At 43.8% G+C, this 20124-nt stretch carries 18 protein-coding genes; 10 read left to right on the plus strand and 8 right to left on the minus strand.

All coding sequences use genetic code 11. The features are described 5' to 3' along the window. Positions 1 to 106: 106 nt before the first annotated feature. Complete coding sequence (locus tag VTAP4600_RS24065; protein ID WP_102525220.1) at positions 107 to 1549, plus strand: methyl-accepting chemotaxis protein; 1443 nt, start codon at positions 107 to 109, stop codon at positions 1547 to 1549. A gap of 130 nt (positions 1550 to 1679) precedes the next feature. On the opposite strand, the gene ltaE is transcribed toward VTAP4600_RS24065, so the two are convergent. Further along, entirely contained in the window at positions 1680 to 2687 is a 1008-nt protein-coding gene (ltaE, locus tag VTAP4600_RS24070) for a low-specificity L-threonine aldolase (RefSeq protein ID WP_102525221.1), read from the minus strand. A gap of 175 nt (positions 2688 to 2862) precedes the next feature. Next, entirely contained in the window at positions 2863 to 3777 is a 915-nt protein-coding gene (locus tag VTAP4600_RS24075) for a hypothetical protein (RefSeq protein ID WP_102525222.1), read from the minus strand. A 482-nt stretch (positions 3778 to 4259) separates the two neighbouring features. Between VTAP4600_RS24075 and VTAP4600_RS24080 the strand changes: the two genes are divergently transcribed. Then, positions 4260 to 5018: a class II glutamine amidotransferase gene (locus VTAP4600_RS24080; RefSeq protein ID WP_102525223.1), complete on the plus strand. Its 759-nt coding sequence runs from the start codon at positions 4260 to 4262 to the stop codon at positions 5016 to 5018. A 22-nt stretch (positions 5019 to 5040) separates the two neighbouring features. On the opposite strand, the gene VTAP4600_RS24085 is transcribed toward VTAP4600_RS24080, so the two are convergent. Next, positions 5041 to 5955, minus strand: coding sequence for a DMT family transporter (locus VTAP4600_RS24085; protein ID WP_102525224.1), 915 nt, complete (start codon positions 5953 to 5955; stop codon positions 5041 to 5043). A gap of 189 nt (positions 5956 to 6144) precedes the next feature. Between VTAP4600_RS24085 and VTAP4600_RS24090 the strand changes: the two genes are divergently transcribed. Further along, positions 6145 to 7038: a helix-turn-helix domain-containing protein gene (locus VTAP4600_RS24090; protein WP_102525225.1), complete on the plus strand. Its 894-nt coding sequence runs from the start codon at positions 6145 to 6147 to the stop codon at positions 7036 to 7038. Between the two features lie 73 nt (positions 7039 to 7111). Here the strand turns inward: VTAP4600_RS24090 and VTAP4600_RS26045 are convergent, their stop codons facing one another. Both VTAP4600_RS26045 and VTAP4600_RS24095 read right to left on the minus strand, forming a co-directional pair. Beyond that, entirely contained in the window at positions 7112 to 7264 is a 153-nt protein-coding gene (locus tag VTAP4600_RS26045) for a hypothetical protein (protein WP_172443220.1), read from the minus strand. A gap of 124 nt (positions 7265 to 7388) precedes the next feature. Then, positions 7389 to 8159: a hypothetical protein gene (locus VTAP4600_RS24095; RefSeq protein ID WP_231897948.1), complete on the minus strand. Its 771-nt coding sequence runs from the start codon at positions 8157 to 8159 to the stop codon at positions 7389 to 7391. Positions 8160 to 8609: 450 nt separating this feature from the next. Here VTAP4600_RS24095 and VTAP4600_RS24100 point away from each other — a divergent pair, with 450 nt between their 5' ends. Together VTAP4600_RS24100 and VTAP4600_RS24105 are read left to right on the plus strand one after the other, a co-directional pair. Beyond that, positions 8610 to 9605, plus strand: coding sequence for a GGDEF domain-containing protein (locus VTAP4600_RS24100; protein ID WP_172443221.1), 996 nt, complete (start codon positions 8610 to 8612; stop codon positions 9603 to 9605). 86 nt (positions 9606 to 9691) lie between these two features. Then, complete coding sequence (locus tag VTAP4600_RS24105) at positions 9692 to 9943, plus strand: DUF2999 family protein (protein WP_102525228.1); 252 nt, start codon at positions 9692 to 9694, stop codon at positions 9941 to 9943. A gap of 127 nt (positions 9944 to 10070) precedes the next feature. Here the strand turns inward: VTAP4600_RS24105 and gcvP are convergent, their stop codons facing one another. The 3 genes from gcvP to VTAP4600_RS24120 are packed head-to-tail and all read right to left on the minus strand — an operon-like array spanning position 10071 to position 14681. Next, the gene (gcvP, locus tag VTAP4600_RS24110; RefSeq protein WP_102525229.1) at positions 10071 to 12935 is read right to left on the minus strand and encodes an aminomethyl-transferring glycine dehydrogenase; all 2865 of its coding nucleotides are present in this window, start codon (positions 12933 to 12935) and stop codon (positions 10071 to 10073) included. A gap of 27 nt (positions 12936 to 12962) precedes the next feature. Then, positions 12963 to 13343 (minus strand): glycine cleavage system protein GcvH, encoded by a 381-nt coding sequence (gene gcvH, locus VTAP4600_RS24115; protein WP_102525230.1) that lies wholly within the window; start codon positions 13341 to 13343, stop codon positions 12963 to 12965. Positions 13344 to 13385: 42 nt separating this feature from the next. Then, the gene (locus VTAP4600_RS24120; protein WP_102525231.1) at positions 13386 to 14681 is read right to left on the minus strand and encodes a serine hydroxymethyltransferase; all 1296 of its coding nucleotides are present in this window, start codon (positions 14679 to 14681) and stop codon (positions 13386 to 13388) included. A 436-nt stretch (positions 14682 to 15117) separates the two neighbouring features. On the opposite strand from VTAP4600_RS24120, the gene VTAP4600_RS24125 reads away from it, so the two are divergent. The 5 genes from VTAP4600_RS24125 (at position 15118) to VTAP4600_RS24145 (ending at position 20074) form a co-directional block, all read left to right on the plus strand. After that, positions 15118 to 15741: a helix-turn-helix domain-containing protein gene (locus tag VTAP4600_RS24125; RefSeq protein ID WP_102525232.1), complete on the plus strand. Its 624-nt coding sequence runs from the start codon at positions 15118 to 15120 to the stop codon at positions 15739 to 15741. Positions 15742 to 15993: 252 nt separating this feature from the next. Then, on the plus strand, positions 15994 to 17121 hold the full coding sequence (gcvT, locus tag VTAP4600_RS24130) for a glycine cleavage system aminomethyltransferase GcvT (RefSeq protein WP_102525233.1): 1128 nt from the start codon (positions 15994 to 15996) through the stop codon (positions 17119 to 17121). Positions 17122 to 17250: 129 nt separating this feature from the next. Beyond that, positions 17251 to 18300: a S1 family peptidase gene (locus VTAP4600_RS24135; RefSeq protein WP_102525234.1), complete on the plus strand. Its 1050-nt coding sequence runs from the start codon at positions 17251 to 17253 to the stop codon at positions 18298 to 18300. Between the two features lie 161 nt (positions 18301 to 18461). Continuing rightward, entirely contained in the window at positions 18462 to 19460 is a 999-nt protein-coding gene (locus VTAP4600_RS24140; RefSeq protein ID WP_102525235.1) for a S1 family peptidase, read from the plus strand. 134 nt (positions 19461 to 19594) lie between these two features. After that, a complete protein-coding gene (locus VTAP4600_RS24145) occupies positions 19595 to 20074 on the plus strand; it encodes a DUF3015 family protein (protein WP_102525236.1) in 480 nt (159 codons plus the stop codon). Positions 20075 to 20124: the final 50 nt, after the last annotated feature.

Here is a 20124-nt window from a genome sequence, read left to right on the forward strand (position 1 = left end):
AATATTATTCCTGTTACATTCCATTAATATTACATGATTAATGTGATTCAAATCTCGTAAATGTCCAAGTGCAGACGAGATCCGTTTTATAACGCAAGGAATGAAAATGAGAGAAGTCGATTTTAGAACCATTGATCGGTTATTTGTGAAGACCAATATTACCGATAAATTCTGGGCAATGTTTATCATCATCACAATAGCAATCGTAGGGGCGGCAAGTTATCACTATTCGTCGTCTATTGAAGCGTCAAACGAACAGGCTATGGCTGTTGCTAATGCCTCGCTTAAATCAATGATTGATGTGACTTCTTCCTACGATGCGGCGGCACAAAAAAGCGCGCTTGAAGCAGAAGGTATTAGATTGTCGTCTTCAATGGTCAAATCAAACGTATCAGATAGCAGCGTTACGATATCATTGCCCCTAAATGGTGGCTATGCCATATACCAAATGCCTGTTAACACAACAGAAAACAATCCTGAACAATTAACATTCATTATTTCAATTCTTCCTTTATTGTTGATTGGGCTTGGTTTCTATTGGATTGCGACTTACTTACTTGGTGCGCTTTGGGTCATGCATCAGGCGACCAGACGCATCGCTGATGGTGATCTCACGTCTCGTCTTGGCTTCCACGTTGGACGTGACGAATTTGGTATTATCGGTTCAGAATTAGACAGAACAATGGATACCATCAGTGAGTTGGTTGATACCGTGAAACACAGTTCTTCTAATTTGGTTTCAACGTCAACCTCTTTCGAGCAGCAAGCCAGATCTTCAGAACAAAATGTCAACCAGCAGTACGCGGCCGTCGATTCAGTGGCTACCGCTGTTGAACAAATGTCTGCTGCCGCCAACGAAATAGCCAACTACGGTTCTCAAGCGGCAGAGCATGCGAATAAGGATTCCTCACGTATTGGTGAAAGCCATAACCGTGTGTTGTCGGCCATTGGTGTTATGGAGCGATTGACCGAGCACAGTCAGGAAGCATCCGGTTCGATTGCGAGTTTGAATGAAAAAACCATTGAAATAAACGATGTATTGTCGACCATTACCGCAATTTCAGAGCAAACTAACCTGCTCGCATTAAACGCGGCTATTGAAGCGGCGCGAGCAGGGGAACAAGGTCGTGGTTTTGCGGTTGTTGCTGATGAGGTGAGAACCCTCGCTGGCCGTACTCAACAAGCGACGATTGAAATTCGAAGCACGATTGATAAATTGCAAAGCGAGACTAAAGAAATTTCACAAATGACAGAAGAAACATTACTGCAGACCCAAACGAGTCATGAAATGATCACAGAAATTGGTCGAGATATGGGCAACATCGCAGAGTCTTCCAAGCAAGTTATGGATATGAGTGTGCAAATCGCGGCCGCAGCAGAACAACAAAATGCGACTGTTCATTCAATCTCCGAAGATCTGACCGAGATCCGTAGCCAGTCTAGTAACCTACTAAATGCGACCCAAGAATCTGTTACTGGAATTCAAGGGCTGTCTAGCACCTCACAAACATTAAGTTCATTGTTAACAAAATATCGCACGAATGCGTAACCTTGTGAGGAGGTAAAAGCGCTTTATCGCAGCGTCATTATAATCAGTGACAAACCGATCAGAAGGAGAAGCATGCGCTTCTCCTTTTTTATTAAAACACAACTCTAACCAGAGCGAGTCGCTCTAGAGTCTAGAGATGAGATTTGATTGCCGTGATTAATGTATCAATATCCTTTTGGGTAATGTCCAAATGAGTCACCATTCGCATTGGTGAACCGGACGATATCAAAATATCTTGTTGTTTTAGTTTGTTGCATAACGCCTTTGTGTCAATGTTGTCGGCGACTTTCGCAAAAAGAATGTTGGTTTGTACATGTTCAACGTTGACTGAAAAACCGTCGAGCTTATTGAGTTCAGAAGCCAAGTATTTAGCGTTGGCGTGGTCGTCTGCCAGCCTTTCAATGTTCTCTTCCAATGCGATTTTTGCGGCAGCAGCCAAGATACCGGCTTGACGCATGCCACCACCAAGCATCTTTCTGATTCGACGGGCCTTTGTAATTAGAGCCTTATCACCTAGTAGTAGAGAGCCGATTGGCGCTCCCAATCCTTTTGATAGGCAGATCGTCATACTGTCGAAATGCTTAGCAATCTCGGTTATATCCACATTGCTAGCGATGGCAGCGTTGTAAACTCGAGCGCCATCGAGGTGAAGGCGAAGGTCATGCTTATTGGCAAACTCTCGTGCGTCCGCAAGATATTGCATTGGCAGAACTTTACCATTAATGGTGTTCTCAATACTCAATAAGCGCGTCGGGGCAAAGTGAATGTCGTCTGGCTTTATCGCGGCTTCAAGTTTTCTAAAACACAGCGTGCCGTCTTTTTCATTTTCGATAGGCTGGGGTTGAATGGAGCCCAATACTGCAGCACCTCCACCTTCAAATTTGTAGTTGTGTGCTTGTTGGCCGCACAGGTATTCGTCGCCGCGTCCACAGTGTGCCATCAAACCAAGTAGGTTAGCTTGAGTACCCGATGTTGTAAAAAGCGCAGCTTCAAAACCGTGTCTGTCAGCAGACCATTGTTCCAATGCATTAACGGTCGGGTCGTCGCCGTAAACATCATCTCCAACAATCGCGTTTGCCATCGCTTCACGCATTTTTTGAGAAGGTCTTGTTACGGTATCAGAACGTAAATCTATCATGCTTCATCATTCCTTATTGATTTGTACGACATTGCCAAATAACATCGCATGAAATGACAAAGAAAAACAGAATAAATCGAATCTTATTATTGGTATAAAGCTCAATAGATATGTTTAACAAAAAAAGGTACGCGTAATGCGTACCTTTTGTATATCGACATCGGTTAACTACGCATTAGAACGTGTAGTTAATCGCGATGTTGTAGAACATGCGGCTTTTGTTTACGCCACGTGTTTCAGTCTTAACATTGAATGTTTTTTCTGCTTGGTAGTTCACATCGAAAACAACGGCAAAGTCGTTGCCTAGGTTGTATTTACCGTTTACACCAGCACGGTGACGGATAGGTGCAACAGAGTTGTTACCTACCGTAAGGTCACGAGACAGATCGATACGAGCGTATGGAGAAACCGTCAGGTCTGCAAATTTGTGAGCGTAAACTAAACGTAGCTGCCATTCGTTAACAGTAGAGTCTTTCGCTTCAAGTTTAGCTGCTTCATTGTATAAAGAAACACGTGCACTTTGAGTATCGTTAAACGTCATGTTTACACGGAAATCTGCTTCGTGCTTAAGATCAGAAGTGCTCTTACGGTTAGTTTTGTCTTTAGGACCTGATGATTTAAGTTTAACAGGCGCAACAAAACCGTCGAACGCTAGTGTGATCATGTCGTTCATTTTGTAAGACATGTTCGGGTGCATGCGGTACTCAGTAGCGTGAGTATCGTTAAAGCTGAAGTTGTCGTGACGGATAGTCAGCTTAGGCATGATAGTGAATGCATCTGAAACATTGTACGTGTAAGAAACGGCGTAATCTTGACGGCCACGGTCACTGCTGAAGCCGAACAGGCCATTAGCATCTTCTGCGTGCTTAGTGCTTGCAATCGTTTGTTTATCGCTGAACTTAAAAGAGAAAGCTAAAGATGAATCAGCAGATGGTTTGAAGCCAGCACCAAGGTAAGGCATTACGTTGTCAGAGTTTTTGAAATCGTCGTTGTAGTATTCCTGTTCTACGCCTAAGTCAATGTATGCAGCGTTTGCTAAAGTAGAGGCAGCCATTGCCATCGCTAGTGTAGTCAGTGTTAGTTTAGTCATTACGGTTTCTACTATTTTGTGTTGGTATTAAGAAAATAACCCCTTAGTTATGGAGGCCATTTCGAATTTAAGTTTAGTATAAAACCATTTTTTATAAATGCAATCGTGTGCGATGTTAAATACTGAACCTTTGTGCCTCCTTGTTGTCCCGTCTAAAAGTGTGATCAAGGTCATTAATGTTATGAAATTATTCCTTTATTTACATAATGTTAGTGATATTATTGTTAGCATCTTATCCATGTGCACTATCAATGGTTTGCTTTAAAGTATAATTGTGTTTGCATCTAATGCTTTAAAATCAAATGGTTATAATGTTACGTGAGATGAACGCTTGTGATGAAAAAATAGTAAAAAAAAGCAAACGTTTACGCGGTAAGTTAAGAATTTGGCATCTGTGGCTTTTTCGCCCAACAAGGTTCAATATTATCTCCAACATCGAATATCGTTATAGTTTGATGACCACCTAAGGAAGGAAATCGGTTATGTGTCGTTGGTTAGCCTATCAAGGAAGCCCCATTTATCTAGATGAGCTGGTTTATCAGCCAGAACACTCTCTAATACAACAAAGTTTGGATGCTCGAAAAGCGGTCACGCGTGTTAATGCTGATGGTTTTAGTCTTGGGTGGTATACCGAAAAGTCTTCGCCAGGGCAGTTCCATGAAGTTTTGCCTGCATGGGGGGATGAAAACTTACGATCGTTGGCACATCACATTCGGTCTCACCGCTTTATGGCTCATGTGCGATCTTCTACCGGCGCTCAGGTATCCAGAGCGAATTGTCACCCATTTGTTCACGATAATTGGATGTTTCTGCATAACGGCCAAATTGGTGACTTTGACTCAGTTAAGTTTGAACTCGAGCGCTCTTTACCTGAAGCGCTTTATTTGAAGCGGTTAGGTACAACTGATAGCGAGCTGATTTTTCTTCTCATGCTAAAAAATGGCCTAATTCAAGATCCAGTCGAAGCTATACGTGTAACCATCAACGAAATAGAGCAAACCTGTCGTTCTAAGGGGATCAGTGACCCATTTAAAGCCTCCATCTGTATTTCTGATGGCGCCCAACTCTGGGTCGTGCGATACAGTACCGACGATAATCCACCGACGGTATTCGTAAAATTGGATGAGAAGAATGTGATCTTAGCATCCGAACCACTAGACAAGGAAAAAGGTTGGCAGAGCCTAAAGAGGCAGTCTATCTCTTTGTTTCAGGCAAATCAGACAACTAATTTCGCTCTATGACATCATTTTCTTGAGTCAATTCTCAACCAGAATTGGCGTTTGCGTTTGATCGTACCCAGCGCTTCACGGGTTCCGGGAGCCCAAAAACGCGCAGGTTACCGCCAATGACTAAAAAGACGCCTAAAATAGAAAGCGGGCTCCACTGGTAACCTTCGAATACTGTTGAAAGAGATAGGGCAACGAGTGGGAAGAGCACGGTGCAATACGCTGCTTTTCCTGCGCCAATGCGTCCAACTAAAGCGAGGTAAGTGTTAAAGCCAATGACGGAGCCAACAATGGCGAGGTAAATCAGCGCACTCAGATAAATAGGCGATGTGCTCACCATTAACGACTCGCCCATCACCAATGCAATGGCGAACAAATAAATGGCGCCATATCCCATTGCCCATGCGGTTGTAGGAAGCAGGGGCATGTTATTGTTTTGAGCACGAGCTGAAACCATGTTTCCCAATGAAAAAAAGTAAGTTCCAATTAGGCTTAAAGATAAGCCAAGTAAAATAGACCAGTCCATTTTTGCATGGAGAAACTGCGACGCAAACAGAAGCACGACGCCAACGAAGCCCATCAAAGCACCTTGTATAAAAATCGGTGTTGGTTTGCGTTTTTCAAGCATCCATAAATTAAGCGCATTCAGGATCGGGGCGAGAGAAAATACAACGGCATTTAGGCCACTGGGAAGGTATTGAGTCGCCATGTAAAAGCATAAGAAATTGTTAGAAAACAGACATAAGGCTACTAAGACCGCCATTTTATGATTTCGCATCGAAAGTGAAGGCAAGGACTTCCGCCATATTAGAAGCGCAAAGAGTACGATCGACGCTAAGCCAAACCGCCACCCAACGGATACGACGACAGGGGCGTCTCCTAATTGGTACGCAATGGCGAGCCATGTGGAACCCCAGATTAAAACGGTGGCTGCGTATAGTATTCCATTCATCATGTCACTCCTTTGTGTAGCAATGAAAATATAGATTACTGTATGGCTAACGATGCTTATTCCTAGATCTTGTGGTTTTTATAGATTCTTGCGCTTTTCTAATGCGTAGTGTGTTAAAGCTCGGTTCAAACGAGTATATTCGTACTAAGTATGAAGAATGCATGAGCTGGTTAATCAGCAGGAGAATGAATGAGAAACGGATCTTCTCAGGATGAAAAAGAACAGCGCGTATTTAACGTCCTGTCAAATAATACGGCAACGCTACATAACGAGATGTGGCTTGACAACGGCATGGGTTCGGCTGTCTGGAGTAATAGCCATGGTAGCGCAACTTATGACAAACCTGGCCACCACACGCTCAGTTATTACCTGCAAGGCGGAGAAAACACCCAACGAGTGATGTCTGCTGGTAATATTTCAGGCGAACCGAACAAGTTGTGTTTAATGCCGCAAGACCACCGCTCGGACTGGTCTTTCTCTACTCATTTCCGATTTTTCCATTTCTATTTTGAGCAAGCCAATTTACAAAATTTTGCTGAGCAAGTGTTTGATAAGGAAGGACGACATATCGAGCTTAACGAAGTCACATTTGTCGATGACCCGTTTGTTACTCAGTTAGTTCGAGAGACCATGCTGAAGCTTGACTGGGAAAACTCTGCGGATAAATTGATGGTTTCGCATGCTCAACAAATGCTTTTGCTGCATTTAGTTCGCCAATATTGTCACAAGCCAGTCGCATTGCCAAAGAGATCTGGCGGGCTGTCACCGGTTAATCAACGACGAGTAAGTGATTTCATTGAAGCGAACCTGATAGGCGCATTTAGTTTGGCTGACCTCGCCGGCCTGACCCTACTAAGCGAATTTCATTTTGCACGGATGTTCAAGGCTAGCTTTAACGTCACGCCACATCAGTATGTGATTGGCCGTCGAATAGAACTCGCGAAGCACTTGTTAGCAAACAGTGATGTACCACTCGCGGAACTGGCACAGCTTTGTGGGTTTTCGTCGCAACAGCATTTATCGGGTCAGTTTAAGCAACGCGTAGGGAGAACGCTTACTGAATTTCGTAGGGCGAAAAGATAGCCATTGGCACAAGCAGTAATAGCAATAAAGGGTAACGAGAATGTCACCCTTATTGGATGAGCCAAGCGGGCGCTTAAGCTTTTTTCAAATCTAGTGAAGGGTATGTTAGTGTCATGCCGTTTACTAGAACATGCGCATAATAGCCACCTGCACTTAAACCAACAACAATCATAGGACCTAGCTCAACGCCCTTAGTCGCGACAACAACATCATCAATAGCAAACATCTTAATACCTACATGAGAATAATATAGAACCATCTTCTATGCGCGTATTTGACCAGAACTCGTTAAAGAGTCCTAATCAGGATGTTTGTCGTGAGGATAAGCGTTATCTATCATCATGAGGCCGTTAACTCTTTGCGCTACATAGCTTTACGATCAATGAACGCATTGCTGGATTCACGTTAAAATGGGTATCGAGAAAATCAAGTTGAGCTAAGATGGATTGGGGCGTGCGTTCATATCCTTGCGCAAAGGTAGGGAGCGACTGTGCGAAGTTTGGATATCGATTCTCTAAGCGCCTGTCTGCAACAAAGACATCAATGTTACCGTCTTTCGGAGTCTCTATTCGATTAACAAGGTCAATTAAGCGGTCAAGTGCAAATGACTGACAAAACCTCATCGCGGAGAGCTTTTCTCCTCGGCTATATCGGCAAATAGCGACGTATAAATTAGTTAAGGCTTCACCAAGTACCCAATCTAGATCCGTTGTGTCTTGAGGTTCGGGGCAATTCTTAGGCGTGCAACATGCATCGTCAAACTGACTGTCTTGCCATACTAATCGCCCAGCAGTGAAAGGAATGTTATCGAGCTCATCGGCTTCAAAGACCGCAAACTCGCAGAAGATATCGTCACTCATTAGCACCTTGTATCCATCTACAGTATTTCTTACTTGATAACTGATGTCTTGCACGCTCTCTAGCCACCATAAACTCTCTAAGAACACCTGTTTTTGATTAGGTTTTACAATGACGAAAAAATCGAGATCAGAGTAGTTATCTAACCTGTGCGTTTCTGTTCCTACCGAGCCAAGCCCGAGCAGTGCTAGTGCTTTACCTGAGTCTTTCAGTGACGTTCCAATTTCGTCTAATCTTTTTAACAGTAATGAGTTATTTGGCATTATCCTCTCCATTTAATAAATGAGGTGCACCTAATTCAGGCTGGCACCTCCAATGTGCCTTAACGTTTTGGCAACAAAGTTTTGAATGTACTTCACGGGCAGGCCTACATATTGTGATGGGGTTTAGATTTTATAAGAAAAGTGAAAGTTGGGTAATAGGCCTAACATGGGCTACTTTTAATTAAGGATCGCTTATTTAACAACCCCATAGTCATTATTAGCGCTATTTCACATGTACGTCTCATAAGGGAAACAGTGGATATATTTCAGTTAGACATTAGAACGCTTTCGTTTATAACCGTATTGCTATCGTTTGTGTTTGGAATAGGGTTTCTTTTTTTGTCCTTCATTCAGAAGAGTAATCGAGGCATAAAACACTACGCGCTTGGCCTTTTATGTATTGGCCTGGGCTTTTTTCTACTAAGCATGAGGGGCTTTGTTTCAGATTTAATGTCGATTATTGTTGCAAATTCATTGATATATTTAGGTTACATACTCATTGGATTGGGTTTGGAGTTGTTTAGCGGGCTATCTGGACGAGTCGGTTACATTTCCCTAGGACTGCTCACATGCTTAATCGCCATTTTCATTTATTACACTTACGTAGAGCCTTCATTACTCCATCGACTAGTATGGATGAGCCTTGCTGTGGCGTTGCAGTCAGGTTTATGTACATGGAACCTATTAAGAGGAAAAGTAAAAGAGTTAGGCATTGCAAAGTGGATGACCCTTATTCCGTTTGCATTGTCCGCCATTTACTTTGTTTTTAGGGCGCTATGGTCAACGGGCCAACGTGAACTTGTCGAATTTATGTCTGCGGGTAGCGTTCATCAGCTCGCATTTATCATACTCGATTTGCTTATTGTAACGAGTAGCTTTGGACTGCTTTGGATGATCAGCGCTAGATTAGAGAAAAAGCTAGGCAAGCAAGCCCGAAAAGACGATCTAACGGGTGCCTATAATCGCAGGGCGCTAAGTGAATTAGCGCCAATTGAAATATCTCGAGCTTATCGACATCAACTTCCGTTGTCTGTGATTATGCTAGATCTCGATCATTTCAAAGTACTTAACGACACTCTTGGTCACAATAAAGGCGATCTCATTCTCTCGACGTTTTCCATTTTATTACTGAAGAATATTCGCAAAGAAGATCTACTGTTTCGTTATGGTGGCGAGGAATTCGTAATTATCTGCCCAAACACATTAGACAGGGCAGAAATTCTTGCCGAGAAGCTGAAAAATAAAATAGAAGAGAAAATGGTCATTAAGAGTGCCAACATTAAGGTCACGGCAAGCTTTGGTATTGCGGAGTTGTCCCCGGGAGATGACCTAATTTCAATAATTGCAAGAGCCGATCAAGCGATGTACAAAGCGAAAGAAAACGGCCGTAACCGTGTAGAATGCTCGTTCGATCTGTTGCATCAGGGGCACGTAGGGGTGCATTAACGGAAAAATTACGCCTGCGAGTATAACGAAGTTGAGCCTAATGATAGACTACGCCACTATTATTTTTATAAGTTTAAGGCAATAAAATGAACCCGATTCTAGCGATATTGAAAGAAAATAATATTAGCGACCAGCAAATCAGTGAATTGTTCAAGACACTGACAGAAAACCCTCTCGCAGCTATGGCAACGATCAGCCAACTTGGCTTACCTCAAGAAAAGCTTCAACTGTTAATGGGGCAGGTCATGCAAAACCCTGTACTTATTAAAGAAGCAGTAGAAGAGTTAGGCCTAGATTTCTCTAAAGTTGAAGCTGCAAAAGAGCAACTGAACAAATAACGAGTACCACTCTGCATTTAAGAAATCAAAAAGGCGAACCACTTGGTTCGCCTTTTGTTATTTAAGTTAGTTGCAAATTTAGTTATGAGCTTCCAACTTAGTTATCTGTGATCAATCAACGCTAGAACTAGTCTTCGTAGTTATCAATGCTAGGGCATGAACAGATTAGGTTACGGTCGCCGTAAACGTTGTCGACACGGTTTACTGTCGGCCAGTACTTAGACGCTTTGGTTTGTGCGCTTGGGAAACAGGCTTCTTCACGTGAGTATGGGTGTGCCCACTCTGCACTTGAAAGGTCAACTTGTGTGTGCGGTGCGTTTACAAGCGGGTTGTCTTCTAGTGGCCATTCGCCGTTTTTGACTTTGTTCATTTCGTTGCGAATGGCAATCATGGCTTCACAGAAGCGATCTAGCTCGGCAAGATCTTCAGATTCTGTTGGTTCTACCATGAGTGTGCCAGCCACTGGGAATGACATAGTCGGCGCGTGGAAACCGTAATCCATTAAACGCTTAGCGATGTCTTCTTCACTGATACCTGTGTCTTCTTTTAGCGGACGAATGTCGATAATACATTCGTGCGCAACGCGTCCATTAGTACCACGGTACAGAACAGGGTAGTGTGGGCGTAGGCGCTCCATGACGTAGTTAGCATTCAGAATCGCTACTTTCGTCGCGTCAGTTAATCCTTCGCTGCCGGTCATCGCTATGTAAGCCCAAGATATCGGCAAGATAGACGCACTGCCTAAATCAGCGGCTGAAACGGCATAGTCTTCACCAACAACACCATTTTCAACGTGACCTGGCAAGAACGGCGCTAGGTGTGATTTTACACCGATTGGCCCCATACCAGGACCGCCGCCACCATGTGGAATACAAAACGTTTTGTGTAGGTTTAAGTGCGATACGTCTGAGCCGATGAAGCCTGGGCTAGTAAGGCCAACTTGAGCATTCATATTAGCACCATCAAGGTAAACTTGACCGCCAGCAGCATGAACCATTTCACACACTTCTTGTACTTGTTCTTCGTACACGCCGTGAGTAGATGGATAAGTGATCATGATGCTTGATAGGTTCTCTTGATGCTTCTCAATCTTGGCAGCTAGGTCAGTCATGTCGATGTTGCCATCTTCATCACATTTAACCACAACTACTTTCATTGATACCATAGAGGCCGTAGCAGGGTTTGTACCGTGCGCAGAGCTTGGGATCAAACAGACATTACGATGACCTTCACCGCGGCTTTGGTGGTAACGTTGAATCGCAATCAAACCTGCGTATTCACCAGAAGCACCAGAGTTAGGTTGCAGTGAGAAATCGTCGTAGCCCGTAATTTCACACAGTTTTTCTTTTAGATCTTGCGCAAGGGCAGTGTAGCCCGCCGCTTGTTCTAATGGTGCGAACGGGTGAATTGAACCAAATTCAGGCCAAGTCACAGGGATCATTTCAGCTGCCGCATTCAACTTCATGGTACAGCTTCCTAGTGGGATCATACCGTGAGTTAAAGAGAAGTCTTTATTTTCCAGCTTCTTAAGGTAACGCATCATTTGTGTTTCACTGTGATGCGTATTGAATACTGGATGGGTTAGGTAACGAGTTTCGCGACGAAGTGTTTCTGGAATCGCAGCCAACTCATTAGAACTGATATCTGTTGAAAGCGCTTTAGCGTTTTCATTTACGCCGAACACAGCAAATAGAGCGTCAATATCGGCTATCGTCGTGGTTTCATCAAAGCTGATACCCAATTGAGTATTCAGGTTACGCAGGTTGATGTCTGCACTTTGTGCTTTTTGATATAACGCTTGCGACTTGTCACCCGTATTAATGGTTAACGTATCGAAGAAGCTGTTGTGCGCCAGTTCGTAACCAGATTTGGTCAGGCCAGCTGCTAGAATTGCCGTCATGTGGTGCGTACGACGAGCGATAGTTCGCAAACCTTCTTCACCGTGATACACCGCGAAGAATGAAGCCATGTTGGCCAGTAATGCTTGAGCAGTACAGATATTCGATGTCGCTTTTTCACGGCGAATATGTTGTTCACGAGTTTGCATTGCCATGCGAAGAGCTTGGTTACCCTTGGTATCAATAGATACACCGATAACACGGCCAGGCATGGTTCGCTTATGTTTTTCTTTGGTTGCCATGAACGCAGCGTGAGGACCGCCGTAGCCCATAGGGACACCAAAACGTTGCGCACTCCCGATTACAACATCTGCGCCCATTTCACCTGCAGGTTTCAATAAAGCAGAGGCGAGTAGGTCGGTTGCAACGGTTACTAGTGTTTTTTTCGCTTGTGCTTGTGCAATAACGTCGCTTAAGTCGCGCACTTCACCTGTGGTACCAGGGTATTGCAATAATGCACCAAATACATCGTGTTCTGGCAAGGAATCGACAGAGCCAGTCACCACCTCAAAACCAATAAATTCAGCGCGTGTTTTTACAACTTCTAACGTTTGTGGATGAACGTCATCAGCAACGAAAAACACGTTGCTTTTACTTTTTCCAGCACGCTGACATAAAGTCATGGCTTCGCCGGCTGCTGTTGCTTCATCAAGAAGAGAAGCATTTGCGATTTCCATCCCTGTAAGATCCATCACCATTTGTTGGTAATTGAGCAAGGCTTCAAGGCGACCTTGTGAGATCTCTGGTTGGTATGGCGTGTACGCCGTGTACCATCCTGGGTTTTCAAGAACATTACGTAAGATGACATTTGGCGTGAAGGTATTGTAATACCCTTGGCCAATGAAAGTACGTTTGATCTGATTTTGGTTCGCAAACTGTTTCATTACAGTCAGCATGTCGGCTTCGCTCATTGCAGGAGCCGTATTCATTGGTGTTTCTAGACGAATTTGAGCCGGGACGGTTTCTTCAATAAGGGCGTCCATACTTACTGCGTTAATCGCTGCAAGCATTTGTTGTTGCTCTGAATCATTAGGTCCGTTATGGCGACCGATGAATTCGTTATCCGTGCTTAGGTGTTGAAGTAGCTCTGTCATATCTTAATCTACCAGAATCGAATGTGCTTATTCGTCTTCCAAAGAGTTTTCATACTCTTCAGCGTCTTTTAGGTTTTCTAGCTCAGAAGGGTCGCTGAGTTTTACTTTAACGATCCAACCGCCTTCGTACGGTTCTTCGTTAATAAGCTCAGGGCTGTCTTCTAACTCTTCGTTGATTTCAACAACTTCACCTGTGATTGGTGCATAAATGTCTGAAGCGGCTTTTACTGACTCAACCAATGCAAAGTTTTCACCTGCTTCAAGCTCATCGTCAGTATCAGGAAGGTCTACAAACACAACGTCACCCAGCATTTGCTGTGCGTGCTCAGAAATACCAATCGTTGCAGTACCGTCGCCGTTATCGCGAACCCACTCGTGACTTTCGGTAAACTTCAGTGTTTTATCCATTGCTTTATCTCCAAAAATATTTGTGTAACGTGTAATTAAAATTTATTGGTAAAGAGGGAACTTAAGGCAAAGCTGTTGAACTTGGTTCTTTACGTGTTTTTCAACGTCAGCGTTGCCCTCAGGGTGTTCAACAAGGCCATCCAGCACGTCGCCGATCCACTCACCAATGAGTTTGAATTCCTCATTGCCGAATCCGCGACTGGTTCCCGCTGGTGTACCTAAACGAATCCCCGAAGTAATCATAGGTTTCTCTGAGTCAAATGGGATGCCATTTTTGTTACATGTGATCCCGGCACGTTCAAGTGCTTCTTCAACTTGGTTACCTTTCAATCCTTTAGGTCTTAAATCAACCAGCATCAAGTGGGTATCGGTACCGCCAGTGACAATGTCACAACCGCGTGCTTGAAGCACTTCCGCGAGTACTTTAGCGTTTGAGATAACCGTATTGATGTAGTTTTTAAAGTCAGGGCCTAATGCTTCTCCAAAGGCGACGGCTTTAGAAGCGATAACGTGCATCAGTGGGCCGCCTTGGAGGCCTGGGAAAACCGCACTGTTGATCTTTTTAATCGTGCTTTCATCGTTGGTCAGGATCAGACCACCGCGAGGGCCTCTCAATGTTTTGTGCGTTGTGGATGTAACAACGTCAGCAAATGGGATAGGGCTAGGATGCGCGCCAGTAGCAACTAGGCCTGCGATGTGTGCCATATCAACCATCAACAACGCGTCTACTGCATCTGCAATAGCGCGGAATTTTTCGAAGTTAATTTTACGAGGGATCGCGCTTCCGCCGGCAATAATGAGCTTAGGCTTATGCTCTATCGCTAACTCGCGAACCGCTTCGTAGTCAATTTCAAGGGTATCTTTGTCTACACCATATTGAATTGCATTAAACCACTTGCCTGACTGTGCAGGTCTTGCGCCATGAGTTAAGTGGCCGCCAGCGTCTAGCGACATACCTAAGATCGTATCGCCAGGCTGTAACAAAGCCAGCATGACTGCTCCGTTAGCTTGAGCGCCTGAATGAGGTTGAACGTTGGCGTATTCACAGCGAAATAGCTTCTTCACTCTTTCAATCGCAATGGTCTCTACAGAATCAACATGCTCGCATCCACCATAATAGCGACGACCAGGATAACCTTCAGCGTATTTGTTTGTTAAACAAGTGCCTTGCGCCTGCATCACCGCTTTTGACACGATGTTTTCTGAGGCGATTAATTCTATTTGTTCATTTTGGCGAGTTTGTTCAGCTTGAATACCTGCAAAAACGGCATCGTCAGTGGCAGCGAGGTTGGTCGAGAAGAAATTTTCTAAGTTATGTGTTTTGAAAGATTGAGTCATTGTAGGGACCTTATAGCTGGTTCGTATTCGCTTGATTCTTTGATCATTGATAGGAATACGATCTTCCTTTTGTTATTCGGCATAGGGTGAAGTATGCGTCACCATATGGGCGTAATTCTTTGTTATTTCATTTGCCTGACATCTACGGATTTGAAAATCGTTAAACACTCTGCGTTATGCATATAAACGTTTGCTAATTTTCTTCTACCGCGTCCCTGAATGGGTGATCTGAACACAAATGAAATCGTTGAACGGCTAACAAGGTTGTAACATAGCGCTTGTCGAAGGCACATTCAACCAAAAATTTCCTATAGGAAACACGATTTCCTGTTTTGTTACCTAGCGCACTCTTTATTTGCCCTCTGCTACTTTTATGTTCAGGCGACTCTGTGCACAATGAAATAAGCGGATCAGGAAACAAAAAATAGAGGGACTTATGTCTGAAGACATGCACGATGAATACCCATCATTAACGTTAGCCAAAGAACAGCAACAAGAAAGTATTGAGCCGTTAAAGTTAGGTAAGCGAATTAAAGAGATTCGTATGGAATTATCACTGACGTTAGAAGACGCCAGTAAACGTACCGGTCTTGCGCGTTCGACACTCTCGAAAATTGAAAATGAACAGATTTCACCAACCTTTCAGGCGATGCAAAAGTTGGCGGGTGGTCTTAATATAGATATGCCACAACTATTTGAACCACCTAGAAAAAAGGTGGCTACAGGTCGAAGGGATGTGACTCTGTCAGGGCAAGGGAAACCGCACCCAACACCGACCTATGAACATGAGTTGTTAGCCACTCAGTTATCGAATAAAAAGATGATGCCCTTTAAGAGTCGAATTCACGCGAGAAACTTCGATGATTATTCTGATTGGGTGCGCCATGATGGCGAAGAGTTTCTGTTGATTCTTGAGGGGGAAGTGTTGCTCTATACCGAGTTTTACGAACCGGTTCCGTTAAAGATGGGAGACAGTGTCTATTATGATGCAAACATGGGCCACATGTTGGTGTCGACGAGTGAAGAAGACGCTCACATTCTTTGGGTGACGGCAAAATAGCATTTTTAATCAAGTTTCCTATAGTAAAGGCAAACGTTTTCTATGCGGCTTTTTTGACCATGTGAAAACGTTTTTTTCGTTTTTATGATTGAAATATCACGTTAACACCTGTAATAAACTTGTTAAAGATCACATTGTGATGGTTGCAAGGCAATTGTCGGTTTCCAATCGAGTAAACATTATCTACTATCGGAAACGCTAGCGGTTTATTGGAAAGACCAACTGAATCATCGCGCAGTAGAAACTGACGATATGGAGAATAGAATGACAGTACTCAACAAGACTTCACTTCACGAATTACACGTAGAAGCTGGTGCTAAAATGGTGCCTTTTGCCGGTTTCGATATGCCGGTACAGTATCCACTAGGTGTAAAGAAAGAGCATTTACATACGCGTGATTCAGCTGGTTTGTTTGATGTGTCCCACATGGGGCAGTTACGCTTACACGGTTCGGATGCTGCAAAAGCATTAGAAGCACTGGTTCCTGTAGATATCATCGACTTACCACAAGGTAATCAACGATACGCTTTCTTCACCAATGAAGACGGTGGCATCATGGATGACCTAATGGTTGCCAATTTTGGTGACTATTTGTTTGTTGTTGTTAATGCCGCGTGTAAAGAACAAGACATTGCGCATCTGAAAGCAAACTTACCTGACTCGGTCACAATGGAAGTGATAGAAGACCGCGCTCTACTTGCACTTCAAGGACCAAAGGCTGCGCAGGTTTTGGCTAAGTTGAACCCTGAAGTTGCTGACATGGTCTTTATGGATACGCGTGAAATTGAGTTGGTTGGTGAAACGTGTTTGGTTAGCCGTTCTGGTTATACGGGTGAAGATGGTTACGAAATCTCAGTTTCTAACGACAAAGCAGAAGAACTGGCTCGTACGTTAACTGAATTTGCAGAAGTAGAATGGATTGGCCTAGGTGCTCGTGACTCGCTTCGACTTGAATGCGGATTGTGCTTGTACGGCCACGACTTAGACACAACAACCTCTCCAGTCGAAGGCAGCTTACTGTGGGGGATCAGCAAGATCCGTCGCACTGATGGTGAGCGTGCGGGTGGTTTCCCAGGAGCCGATATCATCCTTGACCAAATCGCAACGAAGAACGTGACGCGTAAACGTATTGGTTTAGTTGGTCAGACAAAAGCGCCTGTGCGTGAAGGGGCAAAACTGTTCGACGCTGCGGATAACGAAATTGGCGTAGTAACCAGTGGTACTGCTGGACCAACAGCGGGCAAACCGGTATCTATGGGTTACGTTAAAACTGAATTTGCTGTAATTGGTACTGAAGTATTTGCTGAAGTTCGTGGTAAAAAGCTGCCAATGACGGTTGAAAAGATGCCGTTTGTGCCACAAAGATACTTCCGCGGATAATATTACTTGCTAATCATCGCTTGAAAACTCGCCAGTTGGCGAGTTTTTTTATGGAATACGCATAATCACACAGAAGTATAATCAGTATTGATGCTAGGATGCGATTAAAAGGCTTGAAAGGATAAACTGATGTTAAAAAAAAGGAACTTCATACTTTCTACTATTCTGTTTGCCATGTCGAATGTAGCAGTAGCAAGTGATGCACCAAATAGTTCTAGTATTGCACCAGCAATAATTAATGGCGATCATGCAGACGTAAGTAATTATCCATACTTTGCTAGTCTGTACTTCGATCGTATTTCCGAATCAAACTACTATGGCAACATATGTGGTGCCACAATTTATAATCAAGAGTTTGTATTGACAGCGGCCCATTGTGTTAGCGAGGCAAACGACTCGTTTCAAAATTTATTCTTGAAGGTAGCTACGGGCGTTCAATACGAGGAAGCGGGTGTCCAAGGTGGATACCAGACAGAGTTAGCCATCCCTGTGAAAGAAGTTTATCGACATCCTGATTATGTCGATAGTAACTCTGATTTTTTCCCTAATGATATCGCATTAATTAAACTGGCGTCTCCTCTACCGACAAGTCAAGTATCGCAAGCAAACTATGTGTCTAATAATGTAGCTAGCGACAAAAATTCGTACCGCAGTAATTCTGAACAGTTACTTATTATTGGGCATGGAAAAAATCAAACTTTAGGTGGGGGTATTACAGCGGATACTGCCAAACAGTTAGAACAGGCCGTCATGATTTATACACCCTCATGTAATAGCCACGGCTCTACTGGAAGCAAAAAACTTTGTGTTTTGTCTGACATAAAGTCTGACGGTAAGTACAGTTCAGCATGTAGTGGAGACTCTGGTGGCCCGTTATTGTGGCTAGATAATGGGAAGTACAAACAAATTGGCGTTGCAAGTTACGCTGTGAAAGATTGCGGCTTAGTTAATGACCCAGTAAGCGGTAATCCATACAATTATGCTAGTGCATACACTGAGATATTAGCTTATCAGGCTTGGATCGATGACGTTACCTCTGGAAAAGTTTCGCCTTCATTTACTGTAACTGATGAAGCGAAAACTAAGTTCAAAAACTACCAGACGGATAACGGTGGTTCATTTGGAACTTTCGGCATTCTCATGCTCTTTATTGCGGGCTTAAGTCGAAAAAACAAATAGAAATAGCTTTTAGTTGTCATTTCCTCCCAAAACCGCCTCAGGCGGTTTTTTTTGATCTGCTTCACATAAACCTCATATCTCTTCTAGACTAAAAAGAAAATACTCTGGCTTTTGACTCAGTTGCACTCCTCAATCTCGCGTTTATCGTACAAGGGGGATACATGAACAAATGGTTCCTAAGTGTCGTATTTCTTTGCATTACAAAAGTAACCGTTGCTGCAGAATTTGAGGCGGTGCCCATGATCGTAAATGGACACACAGCCTCAATCTCCAATTACCCGTACATGGCGAGCTTGTATTACGATCGTCGTACAGATTATGGGTATTATGGGAACTATTGCGGCGCGTCAATATTAGATTCGTGGCATGTTATGACGGCGGCACACTGCGTGCAAGATGCCGATTATAACGATCATACGACCGTGGTCTTACAACTTCAAAATGAACGTGATTTTTGGTCGGCACAAAAAATCCCAGCAGAAAGCTTCTATTTTCGTGACGATTATCGAGGTGGCGCAACCTACCTCTGGGCCAATGATATCGCCATCATAAAGCTCGCATCAGAGATTCAAAATATACCGTCCAGCAACTATGTCAGATTACCAAAATCTGGGGATGACTCAAACTACAGGGTGAGCAATGCAGTATTTACCGCTATAGGGCATGGTAACACAGCGAGTAATGTCGATAGCTCTCTCGACTTACTACAAACCCAAGTCAATTATTTATCCGCAAGCGCTTGCAGTACGTTTGGGGCAATAAACAACAGCCATCTTTGTACCCAAGGGGATTACAGTAGTTTAACCGGGTTAAGAAATGGCATATGCCAAGGAGATTCGGGCGGTCCGTTACTTTGGTTTGATGGGAATGTCTTCAGGCAAGTCGGCATCGCGAGTTTTGGCCCAGGAACCTGTGGGCATGCTGGCTCATTATCACAAGGGGTGTTTACTGAAGTTCTCGATTATACCGGTTGGATACAAAGTGTAGTGAGCGGTGCCGTTGCTGCTAAACACACAGTAAATGGTGTATCTAATCTCGAATTTGGTACGAGTCAAGCGACGGAAGAAAGCGCTGGAAGCCTTGGTGTCGTATCCGTACTCGTCGCCTTTGGGGCGTTTATCCGACGCAGACACCGAGAAAAAGAAGCGCTAAATTATTAGAACGAGCTTATTTGAGCCTCAAGCCAACGCATAAAAATTAAATGTTGTCCTATACTTAACAGTGCTGCTCGGTCGAACAATCGAATTTAGGATGGAAGCAGCTTATTGATAACCTATGAATTATGGATAATAGAATGAAAAAAATTCTTTTGGCAGTGGCTCTGATAATGGCAGCAACCCCTTCTTATGCAAACCTTTGGAAGAGCTGTGGTATTGGTCACTGGATTGCGGGTCCGACATGGAACGGCTACCTGGCGATTACGACAAACGTGACTTGGGATTTGGGTACAACCGCAACGACATCCAATTCTTTATCTCCGGGAACGTGTGGTGGGCCTTTTTGGGCAGCAGCAAATTTCATTAATGACACCTACCCACGTCTAGAAGAGGACACCGCGCAAGGTCAAGGTGAACATCTAATGGCGATGCTGGATATCTTCGAATGTGATGCATTGACACGAACTGAAGTAGTAAAAAGTATTCGTAGTGATTTTGGTGGTATGGTGGTTGAAGCTGACTACGCTTCCAAGCCTCAAAACGAAAAAGCAGAAGCTTACTTCTTGTTAGTAGAAAAGAATGTCAATCGCTATTCAGCTCAATGCAACGCGGTTTAGCTACCAGTAATTGATCAAAGCGCATGGCCAGTCCCTGCGCTTTCTCTTTG

The sequence above is a fragment of the Vibrio tapetis subsp. tapetis genome (genome assembly GCF_900233005.1).
GTDB lineage: Bacteria > Pseudomonadota > Gammaproteobacteria > Enterobacterales > Vibrionaceae > Vibrio > Vibrio tapetis.

Bases quoted from the DNA above. Each gene is read 5' to 3' on its own strand.
- VTAP4600_RS24065 (WP_102525220.1), top strand. From the start codon at position 107: ATGAGAGAAGTCGATTTTAGAACCATTGATCGGTTATTTGTGAAGACC.
- ltaE (WP_102525221.1), bottom strand. From the start codon at position 2,687: ATGATAGATTTACGTTCTGATACCGTAACAAGACCTTCTCAAAAAATG.
- VTAP4600_RS24075 (WP_102525222.1), bottom strand. From the start codon at position 3,777: ATGACTAAACTAACACTGACTACACTAGCGATGGCAATGGCTGCCTCT.
- VTAP4600_RS24080 (WP_102525223.1), top strand. From the start codon at position 4,260: ATGTGTCGTTGGTTAGCCTATCAAGGAAGCCCCATTTATCTAGATGAG.
- VTAP4600_RS24085 (WP_102525224.1), bottom strand. From the start codon at position 5,955: ATGAATGGAATACTATACGCAGCCACCGTTTTAATCTGGGGTTCCACA.
- VTAP4600_RS24090 (WP_102525225.1), top strand. From the start codon at position 6,145: ATGAGAAACGGATCTTCTCAGGATGAAAAAGAACAGCGCGTATTTAAC.
- VTAP4600_RS26045 (WP_172443220.1), bottom strand. From the start codon at position 7,264: ATGTTTGCTATTGATGATGTTGTTGTCGCGACTAAGGGCGTTGAGCTA.
- VTAP4600_RS24095 (WP_231897948.1), bottom strand. From the start codon at position 8,159: ATGCCAAATAACTCATTACTGTTAAAAAGATTAGACGAAATTGGAACG.
- VTAP4600_RS24100 (WP_172443221.1), top strand. From the start codon at position 8,610: ATGTCGATTATTGTTGCAAATTCATTGATATATTTAGGTTACATACTC.
- VTAP4600_RS24105 (WP_102525228.1), top strand. From the start codon at position 9,692: ATGAACCCGATTCTAGCGATATTGAAAGAAAATAATATTAGCGACCAG.
- gcvP (WP_102525229.1), bottom strand. From the start codon at position 12,935: ATGACAGAGCTACTTCAACACCTAAGCACGGATAACGAATTCATCGGT.
- gcvH (WP_102525230.1), bottom strand. From the start codon at position 13,343: ATGGATAAAACACTGAAGTTTACCGAAAGTCACGAGTGGGTTCGCGAT.
- VTAP4600_RS24120 (WP_102525231.1), bottom strand. From the start codon at position 14,681: ATGACTCAATCTTTCAAAACACATAACTTAGAAAATTTCTTCTCGACC.
- VTAP4600_RS24125 (WP_102525232.1), top strand. From the start codon at position 15,118: ATGTCTGAAGACATGCACGATGAATACCCATCATTAACGTTAGCCAAA.
- gcvT (WP_102525233.1), top strand. From the start codon at position 15,994: ATGGAGAATAGAATGACAGTACTCAACAAGACTTCACTTCACGAATTA.
- VTAP4600_RS24135 (WP_102525234.1), top strand. From the start codon at position 17,251: ATGTTAAAAAAAAGGAACTTCATACTTTCTACTATTCTGTTTGCCATG.
- VTAP4600_RS24140 (WP_102525235.1), top strand. From the start codon at position 18,462: ATGAACAAATGGTTCCTAAGTGTCGTATTTCTTTGCATTACAAAAGTA.
- VTAP4600_RS24145 (WP_102525236.1), top strand. From the start codon at position 19,595: ATGAAAAAAATTCTTTTGGCAGTGGCTCTGATAATGGCAGCAACCCCT.